We start from the raw sequence: 12,828 nt of genomic DNA, 5'->3' as shown, positions 1-12,828 counted from the left end.
GGCGGCCGCAGTGCCCGGATACGCCGGACGCGGTCGGTCAGTCCTCCCGGACCTCTTCGAAGATTTCCGGCCCGAGCACGATCTTGCCCTGGTACGGCTCGACGTTCGCCGGCATGTCGCCGCCGATCTGGATCGAGATATGCGGCTGATAGTCGGGCCAATCCCACGACGCGCCGGCCTCGATGATCTCGCGATGACGCCAGACCAGTTCATTCGCCGTGATCAGCAGCGCGATGTATTTGCCGTCAGCGCCCAGCCCTTCCATCTGGCGTGGACCGCCGGCGCCTATCTCTACCTTCTCCGACCATGACGTCCCGACCTTGAACCAGTCGACCGGCGTCCGGCTGTAGGCGATGGTGACGTGCAGATCCGGCACGATGTCGGTGAAGCCCTGAGACTTCGCCCACCGCACGATCTCGCCCTTGTTCAGCACATCCCGGCGGACATAGAGCGTGCGCGGCGCGGCGTCCTTCGCAATCACCCGCTTGGCTGTTTCACCCTTGGCCGGCGTTAGCGCAGCTTCAGCATCGTCCTCATCATCCTCCTGATCGGCCAGACCGCCATACTTGGCGATCGCGGCCTCAAGACCTGACAGCGTGCCGTCTTCGACCAGTTCGGTGACGAATGCATCCGAAAGCGCCTCGACGGGCATCAGCGGGTTTTCCTGCCCTTTCCCTGCAATGGTGCGCGCCGCATTGGCCTTCTTTTCGAAAACCTCTGCCTTTTCCTTCTCGCTCATCTGCCACAGAGGGTTCCAGTCGTAGTGAATGTCTGGATCACGCGCACCAGTGGCCGAGCGGATCAAGCATTCGTCCAGATTGGCCATGGCCGGCTGCATCTCGAGCCTTTGGCCAGAGGCCACTCGGTCGTAATAGTTGCGCAGGTCAGCCTCGCCAGTTGAGTTGAGCCCGCCTGGCGACATACCGAACAGCCGTGTCATCGGGATATCGGCCGCGCCGCTGACGTTCTGGAAAAAGCGATCCATCAGTTCGTGCAGGTTGGTGAAGCTGGCCGCCTTACGCTCGTACTTCTCCTTCCCGTCGAGGATGAGCATGCGGTTGATGCTCTTGCCCGTGGCGGCGATGCGATATCGATCCGATACTTTCCTCTCCCCGTCAGGCGTGCCGACATAGGCCATCAGCCCTTCCATGGTGATGACGTCGACATTCGCCTCGAAGATCAGGCTGGCGATGTTTGCTGACGTCGAGTCGGCCTGCTTCACAGCTTCCATGACCGAGACAAGGACACTGTCGCCCCAGGCAAAGGCGCCGCCGGACGTCAGATCGTTATCAGGCATTTCGTTGCCGTAGAAGATGACCAGCCGCGACGGATGAATGACGGTCTGCGCCGTGGTGCCCGCAACGATGGTATAGTCTTTCGGCCGGCCATAGAGCGGCGACAGCGGGTCGGTCTCGATCTCGCCGGGCTGCAACTGCCGTGGCGTGAGCACGGTCAGGAAGCGGATACCCTGCTTTTTCACGCTCTCGACGCGCAGGGGCTGGGAGGCATCATCGCCGAGATCGATGTAGAGGGCGGCACCGCCGAACAGACGTGCCTTCTTACGCGTCTCCAGCACCTTGCTCTTGACGTTGAGGCGCTTTTCCTCCGCTTCGATTAGCTCGATCTGGCCGTTCTTGGCCTGCCATGCCCGCCAGTTGCGGCAGCTGTCCAGTGCCGGGATATCGACAATCTTGCGCGGCAGCCATGCCGAGCGATACGCGGCAACGAGTTGCTGCTGGTCGATGACCGGATCGGTGTAATAGACCGTGGCCGCCTTATCCCGCTCGGTACCGAGCCCGGCAACCATGCTGGCCAGTCCGTCACGGACGAAGGTCAGAACATTACCCATCCGTGCCTCACAGATTGTCCAGGTTCATGCCGAGGAAGCCGCAGATGTCGAGCGCGGCATCAATGAAGGGATCGACCTGGTCATCAAACCCACCGTCGGGGAACGCCGCCAGTTCGGATTCGAAGTCTTTCAGCCACGGCGCGGACTTAGGCAGCACGATCAGCCCTGCAGCAGCAGCCGGCACCACGTCGAGCGCCCTTGTGTATTTGTCTTTCTCACGAGGGACCGCGATCACCGGGATCGCCTTGCGCGTCAGCGACTGGATCAAGCCGGTGCCGGACACCTTGTCTTCAATGGCCATCTTGCGGAGATAGCCGTATCGCTCGTGATCCATGTCCTTACAGCGGGTCCAGAGCGCGAACGCCGTCTTTTCCAACTCCGGCGCCTCGAACCGGTCGCGCACCACCTCGAGCAGATAGGCCTTGCCGTCGACGCCGGCGCCCCAATGCTCGAAGACGGTGTAGTCGTTCCGCTCCTTGGTCTTTTGCGCGGTGTCGACATAGATCGCCCGCCAGGCCAGCCGGGGCACATCGTCATAGCGAGGCAGCAAGCCGGGTTTAAACAGGTTACCACCGGCGACCGTTGGCTCCTGGGCATACTGTCCCGCATAGACGTGCGGGGCGCCCTGCAGGACCTTGATCTGATCCAGCGTATGCTTCTGGTCCCACAGCGGACCGTCAGGCAGCCCATGCGGGATCAGCGTCACATCGCCCGCCGGCGCCTTCCCCTGCCCTTCAATGAGCACGGGAAGCTTCAGCAGGTGCCAATGCTCGCCGCTGTTCTCCAGCAGATGCGCAACGAAGTCATCGACATGCAGGCGCTGCATGATGACGATGACCGGGACATCCTCATGCGCCAGACGCGACTTGAAGGTGTTCTCCCACCTCGCGTTGATGAACTTCCGGGTCGTGTCGGACGAGGCATCGTCAGGCTTGAGCGGATCGTCGATGACCAGCGCGCCGGTAAAGCCCGGCTCGGCCAAGATGCCGGCGCGGAAACCTGTAATAGGCTGGCCCGCCGCCGCAGCGCGCAGATGGCCACCTGCCGTTGTTCGCCAAAGCCCCTTGGCGTTCTGATCCGGACGCATCGTCACCGGCCAGTGGCCCTGATAGCCCGGCAGGCTGATGACGTCCTTGACCTTGGTCGAGTTGTCGAGCGCCAGCGGCTCGGCGTAGCTGGCGTGGATGAACCGGGACCGCGGATTGATCGCAAATCCGCGGGCGATGAAGTTGATCACCGCCAGCTCGGTCTTACCGTAGCCCGGCGGGATATTGATGATCAGCCGCTTTATCTCGCCAGTGAATACCCGGTCGAGGGTGCCGCACATGACGGGATGGAACGGGGCAACTGAAAACGGCTGCCCTTCCTTCTCCAGAAAGAACTTCTTCGTGAAGGCCAGGTGCGAGCCGAGCAGCTTTTCCCGCTCGCGCCTTCGGTCCTCCTCAGATTTCCTCGCCTCCTTCTCGGCCCGGATCGCCGTCAACAATGCCGATCTGGACAAGTGCACGTTCAAGAACTTCAAGCTCCTGGTCACTCATGCCCTTGAGGCGGGTTATGTCCACGGTCTGGATCGGGCCACCGTTGCGGCCGGTGTGCTGCATAGAGGCAAGCTTGGGATGGACATAGGGAGCCGCGGCTTTCGCCATGTCATCGCGACGGCCGGCATCTGCCTTCGGGTTGCGCATCACCTTGAGCATGTACTCCAGCGGCGTCATGCCCGATTTGGATATCTCGCGTTCACGCCGCGCTGTGGCCCTATTCGGCGTTCCCTTCTGGCGCCCGCCAGTCTTCTTGCCGACTGCCATCTACTCTGATCTACTTTCGGTCTATTTTAGACGGAGGGCTATTGTGAACGATATCATCCGAAACGGCGATTTCGCCACTGGATTTGAGGTGGGCTACAGGGCCATCAAGGGGACGGCCACTTACCTGCCGTACACCCCTTATGCTCCATACACGAAATACAACAGTACGGCGTTTTTGATGGGTGTCCGAAAAGGCATAGAGAGTGCTCTAGGACAAACCATCGACGACATCCAGGATCTGTGCGACAACGCACGATAATCCACTTAGTCACCTACATCTTCGGCAGGAGATCAGCCCTGCCGGCCCCGAAGGGTCTTGAGAATTATGCCGCCTCTCTTTGGCGCTTCCTCGCCTCACGCTGCCGCCGCCGTTCGTTCCTCTTGGCGGCCCAGGAGAAATCATCGGCTAGCGTCTCGATCTCCCGAGTACCTTCCCTTCGGGCAAACACGATTGGCTGAAAAGCGTCGTCATCACGCCACGTGTATGACGGATTTCCTTTCGGCTGCGACTTTGGGAATGTAGCGTCAATATCCTCGATTTCGCGGTCGTCAGGCAACTCCCCCAGACCAGTGGTTTCGCAATTCTGCACATCGCTGCGGTTGAGTTGTGCATGAATACGAGCAAGAGCCCGGTCTTTGCGCCGCCGGCCAGTTTCAGGATGGATGCCATTGTCGAAACACCAATCCTTGAAGAATTGCCGCTTGCTGTCGGCCATACAGCGCGCCCACGCGGCCAGAGCAGTCCGTTCGTCTTCATGGCTGACCAGCCGGAGCCAGGACAAAGCCTCCTCGGCTTCGGTGATCTGCTGCGGTGTCGGCCTGTTGAGGATCGCCTTCCACAGGGCCGCGGTTTCTTCCTCATGGCGCGTCTTGCCCCAGCCGTTGCGATCCGCCCAACTATGCTCGTAAGGAAGCTGGAGCGATCGCGCGGGATTGGGACCGACGCGATAGGCATGGCTTGCCTCTTCGATCTCGACAGCCATGACGATGCGTTCAGCGATTTCGCCGATGTTCAAGGCTAAGCCTCCCTACTGCTTTCTTGTGCCCGCTGCCACAGAGTGCGGTCGCCCCTGGTCAGAACCTCAAGGAGCTCATGTTTCTCCCTGCGGTAGACTTTCCAGAACCCCGGATCATGGGGCTTTATCGCCTTGGTGTTGTCGATCAGGTCGGCAAGCTTGATGGTCTGGGCTTCTGCCGGCGCCTTGGCACTGTGCTCCCGGTCGATGGCTTTGCGGGCCCGACGATTGCCGTCTTGAGGCTTGGAAACATCGGTCAGCCAGCCCACGAGGTCTGCCACCTCCTTGCCGAACTCCGCCTCGATTTCCTCGATTGTGACTGCTGTATCCTCGACGACGTCATGTAGGTAGGCCGCAGCGATCATTTCCGGCGTATGCGGCACGGTCTTGACGATCTCGGCTACGGCAATGGGGTGAACGATGTACGGTTCACCGGTGTATTTGCGACGCTGGTTGATGGACTCGTGCGCTTTTGTGGCGAACTCCAGCGCGCGATCGCAGAGATCATCCGTCACGGCCGCCTCCTGTCATCGAGAAGGTCGAGCTGGGCTGAGTTGGGCCCGAACCTCCTGTAGATTCGCTCAAAGACCATGCCGCCCAACGCGTATCGCTGCGGAATGATCCCGCTGAGTTCCTGGCAGACAAACTGCAGCTCGCCGCCGGGTATCGCATCCCACATTTCCAGCCAGTCGCCGGCCTGACGCTCGATCAGTTCTCGGCACTTCAACACCATGTCGGAAGCCATCCACAAACCGACCTCGTCGAGCAGGATCTTGTTGTTGGCCGTTTCGACCAATGTCGACAGCACGAGGCGAAGATGCTCTTCACCATAGCGCCGATAGATGCGCGCCATTGTCTCGACAGCCCGCGTCTCTCCGATATCGGGATATCGATGGCGATCGATGATCCTGACGTCGAACTCGTCGCAAAGCCGCTGGATATGAGCAGGGATCGTCAAGGGCTGACCTCATCACGGCTCGCCGGTGCCGGGAACACTGCCTGCAGCCGCCCGAACATCGGCGACCCATCCGATCCGAGACAATCGGCCGGAACTGGCACTGCGACAGTGTATCGGCCTTCCTCACCCTTCGGTGTCCGCGGCTTGTCGCCGTAGATCACCACGGGGCACCATCTCCCAAGCGATCGCTCGTATCGAAACCAGGCGCTCATTTGTAGCCTCGCTTTTTCAGTGAATGCAGAACGCTCGAGTGATCGACCCCGAAGACGCGGCCGATCTGAGGCAGCGACATTCCCGGTCGCGCTTCCTTCACGGCGCATATGCATGCCTGCCGGGCATGGGCGATCTTGTCTGTGCGACACTTGCTCATCACTGCCCGGAACGTTGAACCATGCATCCGGGCCACCTTGTCGATGATGTCGAGCAATTCGTCCTTCGGCGTCTTGAACGAAACCACGTTGCTCGGCTCAGGCGCGGCCGCTGGCGCGGGCTTCGGTTCCGTGGCTGGAAGCTGCGCCAGACGTGCTCTTTCACGTTGGGCGGCTATCCTGGCGGCACCTGCCATGGTGTTGCGTGAATATGCGGCGAGGAAGCTCATGCTCGCGCCCTCCGCTTGGTTTCGAGATCAATCGGTTTCTTGCCGAGCCGGAAGAGCTTGTCCGTTTCTGTGCGAGCGGCTTCAACCTTATCTCCGAAGCCGGTAATAGTGCCGTTGATATGCTTTTCCTGGGCACGGAGTGCCGCTATCTCGGCCGCATCCTTCGTCGGGTATGCTGCTGGGCGATCCCCGTCCATGACCGGCCAATAATCGGCCTTGTGGCTGTAGCGAACGAGCGCTCGCCATGTTCCATCCAGCCATTTCGCCTTTGCGTGAATATGATTGGTCATTCCAGAAATCCTTCGAAAGCAGGCGGCGTGTCCTCACGCATCGACACGTATCTGGTGAACTGCGCCTCAAAGCGAACTTTGAAGCGCTTGTTGGGATCACCGAAGCGCCATTTGAGAACGCCGATTTCCGCTTGGTCTTCCGTCCATTTTTCACGATTGAACCGAGCGTTGATGCGGTCGATGTCTTTGTCTTCACCGGCTGTGGCCAGTTGGTTTTGCCAGTATTTCCAAGCGCGATAGAGGTAGAAAATCGCGTCGTAATCCTCCCTGCCCTGCTCGCCACCGAAGATGTCGGAATCGATCGGACGGGGGTTTGGGCGCTTTGCTCCCGATGTCGAACGCTGCATGAGATTGAGCCAGACCACGCCCATATCCTCGGCGGCTTGCTTGCAGACTCCGTTGATGTCGGCGGCGATACGGCCCTCGTGAGCTCTCGGATCGCGCGGACAGACTTTGCGGGAGTGATCGAGGATGACCAATCCGGGTTTCCCCAGCCTACGGCAAAGCGGCATGAGCGAGCGCTTCACATACCCGACAAGGTGGCCCGCAGTGTCATAGGAGCCGTTGCACTTCCGAATGCGCAGCGGCATTGCCTTCACTTCGGACAAGCCATCCAGGTAACGCTCCAATTCCTTTTCCATCATCGTCCGCGCCCGGATGCGGGTATTCTCGATACCCGTCCTCTGGCTGACGATCTGGTCGATGATCTGCTGCTTGGACTGGTCAAAGGAAAGGATCATGACCGGATGACCGCTCGCCAAAGCCTGACCGACGATCTGGAGCGCAAGGGACGTTTTGCCTTCGCCAGACCCCGAAAGCATCCCGATTAGCATCCCGGCCTCCATGTCGCCGCCGATTATCTCCCGCAGTTGGGGGAGCGGCAGCGGAACAACCGGCTTCTGACGTTGATCGGCAAAGGCCTCGACCATGCCGGCAACGATGTCTTCGACGTTGCAGCTATCGTCATCAGGCGCTTCAGCAAACGTTTCAATTATCCTTGCCTCTGCGTCCTGCCCGATTTGACGGGCAGGAGCATCTACGGGCGCGTCATAGGCGGCGCTCACCAAGTCCTCACCGATGACAATGAGGCCGCGCCTTTGAGCGAGGTCGTAGACGGCCTTTCCGTAGTCGACCGCATTGATGATGGTGACCGCTTCTGCCGCCAGCCGTGCCAGATAATGCGCGACCGTCATGTCGCCGACCTTCTCGTCGGCGGGCAGGTATGACTTTATGAGGACCGGATTGGCCATCTTGCCCATGCGGATGAGCTCGCCGGCGACCTCGAAGATCTTGCGGTGCAGCGGTTCGTAGAAATGTGAGGCTTTGAGGAAATCCGAAACGCGATAGAAGGCGTCATTGTTGACGAGGATCGCGCCGAGGAGCGCCTGTTCCGCCTCGATATTGTTCGGCGCTTCGCGGCGAAACTTCGCCTCGATGGCATCAGGGAGTGCCGGCCGGAGATCGCGGGAGTGGGCGTTCATAGCGGCTCCTCCGTAGGTGCGAGTGCCGACCCCTTGAATCGGTCGAGAAGCGATCTCAAATCTCTATCGGCCGTTTCATAACGGCTGCCTAGTTGCTGAAATCGCTCAACAATAGAGAGGGAAAGATGGACGCTAGAGCCTTCGACAAACCGGTCTATCTGAAGGAAGGTAAGTACCTGGTGCGCGAGATCACCAGTGTGACTGACGCGATCGAGTATCTGGAGGAATGGCCAGAACCCAAGCGCGACATACTCCACGAGGCCGCGCTGAGGACGTGCTCTATGGCATACAACGGGCTCAAGCCTGTTAAGGTCGCTCGAGACGCGATCCGCGCCTTCGCTATGAAGAAGGGCATCCTTGAGAAGGAGCCTGCCGTTAAGCCTTGGATGATCCAGTCGGGCTCCGGTGGCCGCGTCTCTGCTTAAAGTCGCATTGGGAATGGAGAGGTCGCTCATGCGGCCTCCTCCATCGAATTGTCGGCCGTAACTGACGCCAGCAGTGATCACTCCGCCGCCTCCCGGAATTCGATGGGATCCATCTGTCGCCGCTTTGGAGCCGCATCGGCCATGATCGCGCCGACGCATGCCTTCATCTTTGCGACGGAAACGGCGTTCCCGATCTGCTTGATCTTCTCGGTTTTGGTGCCGGCGAACTCGTATTCCTGATCGTCGGTGTTGAAGCCCATGGCAGCCGCCAATTCGTGTGGCTCCAGCATGCGGAACAGGATGTCGTAGGTTGGGGTCGCCTCAACGAGATTGACGTGCCCGGTCGCCGCGATGGTTGGGGTCGGATTGTCGATGCTGTGAACGCGCGGAGCCTGCCCTTCCCTCTCCCCGAATTGAGCAGTGATGAATGCCAGTTCGCCCCGGTTCGCCCCCGTAATCGTCGGCAACGGCATCTCAACATCCTGCACCCGCTCGTGCCCGCCGTCGTGCGTGACGGGCAGGACCACGGCGAACTCGCCACCCTTTGCCGTCGTGAGAGTGGGAATGGGTTGCTCTACGTCGCGCGCCTGGGCGCCGCCGCCTGATTGCGTGACAGGAACCACCATGCCGAAGCGAGCCTTGGCGGTAATGGTCGGAAGAGCCTCATCAACGCTGTTGCACGTCTCGCCGGAGCCGGAGCCGTAGTAAGGCGAGATCAGCGCGTGAGCGCCGCCAGTGGGCGCGGTTGGGATCGGATCGCTGACGCCCCGCGGCGCACCGCCTGACGCCTGCGAAAGAACGAACGGCTCGACAAGCATCGGCCGCACGCAACCCTCTCGCCTCGCCGTTCCGGCGCCTCCCGTGGTGATGGTCGGCAGCGGATCGTCAGCCGAGCGAGGAGCCCCGCTGTTGTTAACGGAAAGCACCAACGGCTCCGCGAGCCAAACGCCGCCTTTCGTGTCGAGCGTCGGGATCGGTTCGGTCGAAACCGGCTTGGCCTGGTTGCCTTTCCTGCCGTTCATGATGACCGGTTCGGCAGAATAGAGGTGACCAGCGTGCGAGGTTTGCGTCGGCAACGGTTCCCCTATGCCGGACGCTGTTGACTGACCTTTCATGTTGACGATGACCGGCTCGGCCAGACCGATATGCGTTCCATTCGCCGCGATGGTCGGCAATGGTCCGTCGACGCTCTGCCCGGCCATATGATTGCGCAGGATGACAAGGAATGGCTCCGGCCATCCGAACTTCACGGCACCGGCATAGATGCGTGCCAGCGTTTTCGGGGCGAGCGCCTTTTTGCGGTGGAAGATCGATCGGCCTTTGATCTGCCAGTCGATGATCTCGCGCGCCGGCCGCCACGGCTTCTTGTCATCGAACAGATCGCTGCGCTTGCCGTCGATCTTGCGATGTGTCGGCATTGGCCAGGACACCTTGCGGCCATCCGACCGGGCCATGAGGATGAACCGCTGCCGGGTCGTGGCGTCACCGTAATCAGCGGCGTTCAGCTTCCGCCATTCCGGTTCGAAGCCTAGACGCTTGATGGTTTCAATCCAGGCGTGGAAGTACTCGCCCTTGCGTTCCTTGATCGGCTTGCCGGTCTTCGGATTGACCGGACCCCAGCCGCAGAACTCCCAGACGTTCTCGATGATGATCCGATTCACCCGAAGCTCGGTCAGCCAGGTGATGATGTGCCAAGGATCTGAACGCTGCTGGTCGGACGTCGGCTTTCCGCCGCGTGCCACCGAATGGTGGGTGCAGGTCGGTGAGGCCATGAGGAGGTCCAGGTAACCTTCGGGCACGATGATGTGCGGCCGGACAGTCGAGATATCCTGCACGTAGTGGCGGGCTTCCGGATGATTGAGTTCGTGCGTCTTGATTGCCGTGCGCCAGTGATTGACGCAGACGAGCTCCATATCGAGGCCAAGTTCGGCGAGCGCGCGCTGGGCGCCAGTCGAGGAACCGCCGGCACCGCAAAGGAGATCGGCAACGAGCATCTTCCGCTTCATGCCGGAACCGCCTTTTCCGATCCGCGTTGAGTCGCGTCTCTGGAGTGCGCGTCATGGAGAACAAGCCTTTTGACAAGCCGGTGCATATTGCCTTCGGCAAACCCGGGCAGCATCGTAACGTCACCAGCGTCAGAGAAGCCGCCGAAGTCCTGCTTGATGACAAATGGCCGTCCGAGGCCGGTAAACGTCATCTGGCAGCGAGAAAAGCTTGCCTTGCCGTACTGCAGGGCCTGAAGGAGGCAAGGGAGGCCCGGAAGGCTTTTGAGGATGCTGCTTGGGAGGCAGACATTCTCCGCGATGCGCCAGCGCGCCCGGCTCGAAGTGCTTCGCCTGTACCTCGATGGAGAAAGAAGACCAAGCTGAAGCGCGATATGTGAGCTCATGCCGCCGCGCACGCTCCGATCTTGACTCTCCAAGACCGGCTTCACATATTTTTCACCGGTCGCTTCCCGCAGCTGGGACGGCCATCCCTCACACTGTTGAAATCGTTCGAACCATTGGAGATTTCGATGAGCGAGAAGACGTTCGAAAGCCCTGTATTCGTGAGAGTCGCCGAAGGGCTCATTGAGGAAATCGCGTGCCTGGAAGACGCGCTGGAATTTCTCTACGAATGGCCGAAGAACAGACGCGGCACCATTTACCAGACAGCGCTTCGAGCCTGTCAGAAAGTATTTGAGGGCGACTACCCGCTTGGAGCCGCGCGAGAGGCATTCGCCAGCTTCGCCAAGTCGGCGAAAATACTCGAAAACGTCAGCATGCCGATGCCTTGGATGATCGCGAAGACCGGCCAAGGCGGCGGTGTGACCGCCTGACAGACGCAATGGGAGGTTTCGATGCTTTCGCAGCCTTTCGAAGAACCGATCCACATCTGGATGGGCCTCGGTTTCCCGCGGCAGCTTAACTCCGTCGTCGATGCTTACCAGTTCGCCATGGAGTATTGCGGGAATAGTCCTGAACAAAAGGCAGCTATTCGCGCCTGCAAAGCGGCACTCAGGGGCGAAGTGGACCCCGAGACAGCCCGTGGCGTCTTTGTGGCCTTTGCCAAGAGGAAGGGGCTGATAGTCGACGAGTGGGTTCCCCCGGCTATCAAAGGCCGAGGAGACATCCACGTCTGATCGATGTGGGGCGGTCGTTGTCATGCGGCCGCCTTCGCCTGATCTGCGCGGTTGCGCTCCTGCTTGAACCTCTGCGTGTGCTCGCCAGCGATGGCCACGCCAACGGCTTCTGCGGCGTCGGCATTCTTCACGTCGATGCGCAATAGGCGGCAGCGATCAACCGCGGCCTTCTTCCACTGCTTCTCTGCGACGGCATCCTCGCCTTCTCTCACGATGATCTTGATCGGCGGCTTGAACCCAGCCCCGAAGAACGATTTGCGCCACGTCGCCGACGGAATGGTTTCCCATGGCTTCTTGTAGGCGCTGACCACCACCATCGCCGCGCCGACAAGACTGTAGAGCAGCATCTGGTTCGGGTTGACTGTCTGAATGACCTTGGGGCCATACATGGTCTGGATGGTTTTCTTGAACGTCTTGATGTTGCGAAGCGGCTCCTCGATCGCGACAAAGTCGGGGCGGCACTCCTTGAACATTTCGCGCAACTGGTCGCCTAGCGATGCGGCTTTGGCCTCATGACTTTCGCCGGTCGCCTTGATTAGGCCGGTTTTGATGGATGCCAGCGACGCGCCGGGCTCATACCAGGCGAATCCGGTCGTCGTTGCTATGTCGAGGCCGAGGATCAACATGCCCGCATTTCCGAAGGGTCGACGGCACTCACTTCCGCCTCTATTGCGGGGCAGGATGCCGTATGAGCACAGAAAGATTCAAAACTCCCGTCGCCGTATCCGAAGTCGACTCGAGGATTTCCCGGCTGGTTTGCACGGTGGGAGAAGCATCCGATTTCCTGTTCGACAACTGGCCCGGTCACGATAGTCAACGCTGGACCGACGCGATGAATCGATGTGAAGAGGCTAAGTCGGGAGCCACAAGCATCGACCGGGCGCTGGCAGACTTTATCCGGGCCGTTGAACAGGCCGGTATGCGGGTCGACCTCGCACTTCGCAGAAGCTAGCATCAGGCGGCCTCCCCCCTTCTGAATATCCCGCTCGCTATCGCTGCTGTTGAGGCGTACTGTGGCCGATGGATAATCAACAATTTCGAACGCCGATGGTCGTGTGCGCAGGCTCGCCACGAAGGTTCAGCCTGGTATCGACGGTAGCCGAGGCCTCGGACTTTCTCGCCGATCACGAGCCCAAGAAATATTGCTTTCAGTGGGCCGACGCGATGAACCAGTGTGCCGGCGCTGAGATTGGTACGAACAGCGTGGCGTCTGCGGGATCTGCATTTGTTTTGGCATTGAGGACGGCTGGGATGCAGATTGACACGACGGTATTGCTGTACTGAC

The 12,828-nt window shown here is 60.2% G+C and carries 18 protein-coding genes and 1 pseudogene; 7 read left to right on the top strand and 12 right to left on the bottom strand.

Going from position 1 to position 12,828, the window contains the following annotated elements; translation table 11 throughout:
* Window positions 1–37: 37 nt before the first annotated feature.
* The 3 genes from ACLKMW_RS03520 to ACLKMW_RS03510 are packed head-to-tail and all read right to left on the bottom strand — an operon-like array spanning window position 38 to window position 3,654.
* Window positions 38–1,849 (bottom strand): anti-CBASS protein Acb1 family protein, encoded by a 1,812-nt coding sequence (locus ACLKMW_RS03520; RefSeq protein WP_415722989.1) that lies wholly within the window; start codon window positions 1,847–1,849, stop codon window positions 38–40.
* 7 nt (window positions 1,850–1,856) lie between these two features.
* The gene (gene terL / locus ACLKMW_RS03515; protein ID WP_415722988.1) at window positions 1,857–3,350 is read right to left on the bottom strand and encodes a phage terminase large subunit; all 1,494 of its coding nucleotides are present in this window, start codon (window positions 3,348–3,350) and stop codon (window positions 1,857–1,859) included.
* Window positions 3,292–3,654: a hypothetical protein gene (locus tag ACLKMW_RS03510; protein WP_415722987.1), complete on the bottom strand. Its 363-nt coding sequence runs from the start codon at window positions 3,652–3,654 to the stop codon at window positions 3,292–3,294. Before ACLKMW_RS03510 ends, terL begins: the two co-directional genes overlap by 59 nt.
* A gap of 43 nt (window positions 3,655–3,697) precedes the next feature.
* Between ACLKMW_RS03510 and ACLKMW_RS03505 the strand changes: the two genes are divergently transcribed.
* Window positions 3,698–3,913: a hypothetical protein gene (locus ACLKMW_RS03505; protein ID WP_415722986.1), complete on the top strand. Its 216-nt coding sequence runs from the start codon at window positions 3,698–3,700 to the stop codon at window positions 3,911–3,913.
* A 64-nt stretch (window positions 3,914–3,977) separates the two neighbouring features.
* On the opposite strand, the gene ACLKMW_RS03500 is transcribed toward ACLKMW_RS03505, so the two are convergent.
* The 7 genes and pseudogenes from ACLKMW_RS03500 to ACLKMW_RS03470 form a co-directional block, all read right to left on the bottom strand.
* Complete coding sequence (locus tag ACLKMW_RS03500; RefSeq protein WP_415722985.1) at window positions 3,978–4,670, bottom strand: DUF6362 family protein; 693 nt, start codon at window positions 4,668–4,670, stop codon at window positions 3,978–3,980.
* 2 nt (window positions 4,671–4,672) lie between these two features.
* The gene (locus ACLKMW_RS03495) at window positions 4,673–5,185 is read right to left on the bottom strand and encodes an HD domain-containing protein (protein WP_415722984.1); all 513 of its coding nucleotides are present in this window, start codon (window positions 5,183–5,185) and stop codon (window positions 4,673–4,675) included.
* Complete coding sequence (locus ACLKMW_RS03490) at window positions 5,182–5,628, bottom strand: hypothetical protein (RefSeq protein ID WP_415722983.1); 447 nt, start codon at window positions 5,626–5,628, stop codon at window positions 5,182–5,184. Before ACLKMW_RS03490 ends, ACLKMW_RS03495 begins: the two co-directional genes overlap by 4 nt.
* Before the next feature lie 208 nt (window positions 5,629–5,836).
* Window positions 5,837–6,226, bottom strand: coding sequence for a helix-turn-helix domain-containing protein (locus ACLKMW_RS03485; protein ID WP_415722982.1), 390 nt, complete (start codon window positions 6,224–6,226; stop codon window positions 5,837–5,839).
* The gene (locus ACLKMW_RS03480) at window positions 6,223–6,516 is read right to left on the bottom strand and encodes a hypothetical protein (RefSeq protein WP_415722981.1); all 294 of its coding nucleotides are present in this window, start codon (window positions 6,514–6,516) and stop codon (window positions 6,223–6,225) included. The genes ACLKMW_RS03485 and ACLKMW_RS03480 overlap by 4 nt, the downstream gene beginning before the upstream one ends.
* Window positions 6,513–7,445 (bottom strand): DnaB-like helicase C-terminal domain-containing protein, encoded by a 933-nt coding sequence (locus tag ACLKMW_RS03475; RefSeq protein ID WP_415723185.1) that lies wholly within the window; start codon window positions 7,443–7,445, stop codon window positions 6,513–6,515. The genes ACLKMW_RS03480 and ACLKMW_RS03475 overlap by 4 nt, the downstream gene beginning before the upstream one ends.
* Before the next feature lie 62 nt (window positions 7,446–7,507).
* Window positions 7,508–7,997: pseudogene (locus ACLKMW_RS03470) on the bottom strand (DnaB-like helicase N-terminal domain-containing protein); the annotation flags it as partial.
* 125 nt (window positions 7,998–8,122) lie between these two features.
* On the opposite strand from ACLKMW_RS03470, the gene ACLKMW_RS03465 reads away from it, so the two are divergent.
* Window positions 8,123–8,422 (top strand): DUF982 domain-containing protein, encoded by a 300-nt coding sequence (locus ACLKMW_RS03465; protein WP_415722980.1) that lies wholly within the window; start codon window positions 8,123–8,125, stop codon window positions 8,420–8,422.
* Between the two features lie 77 nt (window positions 8,423–8,499).
* Here ACLKMW_RS03465 and ACLKMW_RS03460 read toward each other — a convergent pair whose 3' ends face one another.
* Complete coding sequence (locus ACLKMW_RS03460) at window positions 8,500–10,428, bottom strand: DNA cytosine methyltransferase (RefSeq protein WP_415722979.1); 1,929 nt, start codon at window positions 10,426–10,428, stop codon at window positions 8,500–8,502.
* A 53-nt stretch (window positions 10,429–10,481) separates the two neighbouring features.
* On the opposite strand from ACLKMW_RS03460, the gene ACLKMW_RS03455 reads away from it, so the two are divergent.
* From ACLKMW_RS03455 to ACLKMW_RS03445, 3 genes are all read left to right on the top strand, one after another.
* A complete protein-coding gene (locus tag ACLKMW_RS03455) occupies window positions 10,482–10,805 on the top strand; it encodes a DUF982 domain-containing protein (protein WP_415722978.1) in 324 nt (107 codons plus the stop codon).
* A gap of 132 nt (window positions 10,806–10,937) precedes the next feature.
* Complete coding sequence (locus tag ACLKMW_RS03450; protein ID WP_415722977.1) at window positions 10,938–11,240, top strand: DUF982 domain-containing protein; 303 nt, start codon at window positions 10,938–10,940, stop codon at window positions 11,238–11,240.
* A gap of 21 nt (window positions 11,241–11,261) precedes the next feature.
* Window positions 11,262–11,543 carry a DUF982 domain-containing protein gene (locus ACLKMW_RS03445; protein ID WP_415722976.1) on the top strand — a complete coding sequence of 94 codons (282 nt, stop codon included), beginning with the start codon at window positions 11,262–11,264 and terminating at the stop codon, window positions 11,541–11,543.
* A gap of 20 nt (window positions 11,544–11,563) precedes the next feature.
* Here the strand turns inward: ACLKMW_RS03445 and ACLKMW_RS03440 are convergent, their stop codons facing one another.
* A complete protein-coding gene (locus ACLKMW_RS03440; protein WP_415723200.1) occupies window positions 11,564–12,169 on the bottom strand; it encodes a hypothetical protein in 606 nt (201 codons plus the stop codon).
* On the opposite strand from ACLKMW_RS03440, the gene ACLKMW_RS03435 reads away from it, so the two are divergent.
* Window positions 12,097–12,495 (top strand): DUF982 domain-containing protein, encoded by a 399-nt coding sequence (locus ACLKMW_RS03435; protein ID WP_415722975.1) that lies wholly within the window; start codon window positions 12,097–12,099, stop codon window positions 12,493–12,495. The genes ACLKMW_RS03440 and ACLKMW_RS03435 overlap by 73 nt on opposite strands.
* A gap of 68 nt (window positions 12,496–12,563) precedes the next feature.
* Window positions 12,564–12,827 (top strand): DUF982 domain-containing protein, encoded by a 264-nt coding sequence (locus tag ACLKMW_RS03430; protein ID WP_415722974.1) that lies wholly within the window; start codon window positions 12,564–12,566, stop codon window positions 12,825–12,827.
* Window position 12,828 lies beyond the last annotated feature (1 nt).

This window comes from Borborobacter xinjiangensis (assembly GCF_047739745.1).
In the GTDB taxonomy this organism is placed as follows: domain Bacteria; phylum Pseudomonadota; class Alphaproteobacteria; order Rhizobiales; family Rhizobiaceae; genus Pseudaminobacter.
The sequence above is the reverse complement of the archived record's forward strand: the minus strand, read 5'-3'. Positions and strand labels throughout refer to the sequence as shown.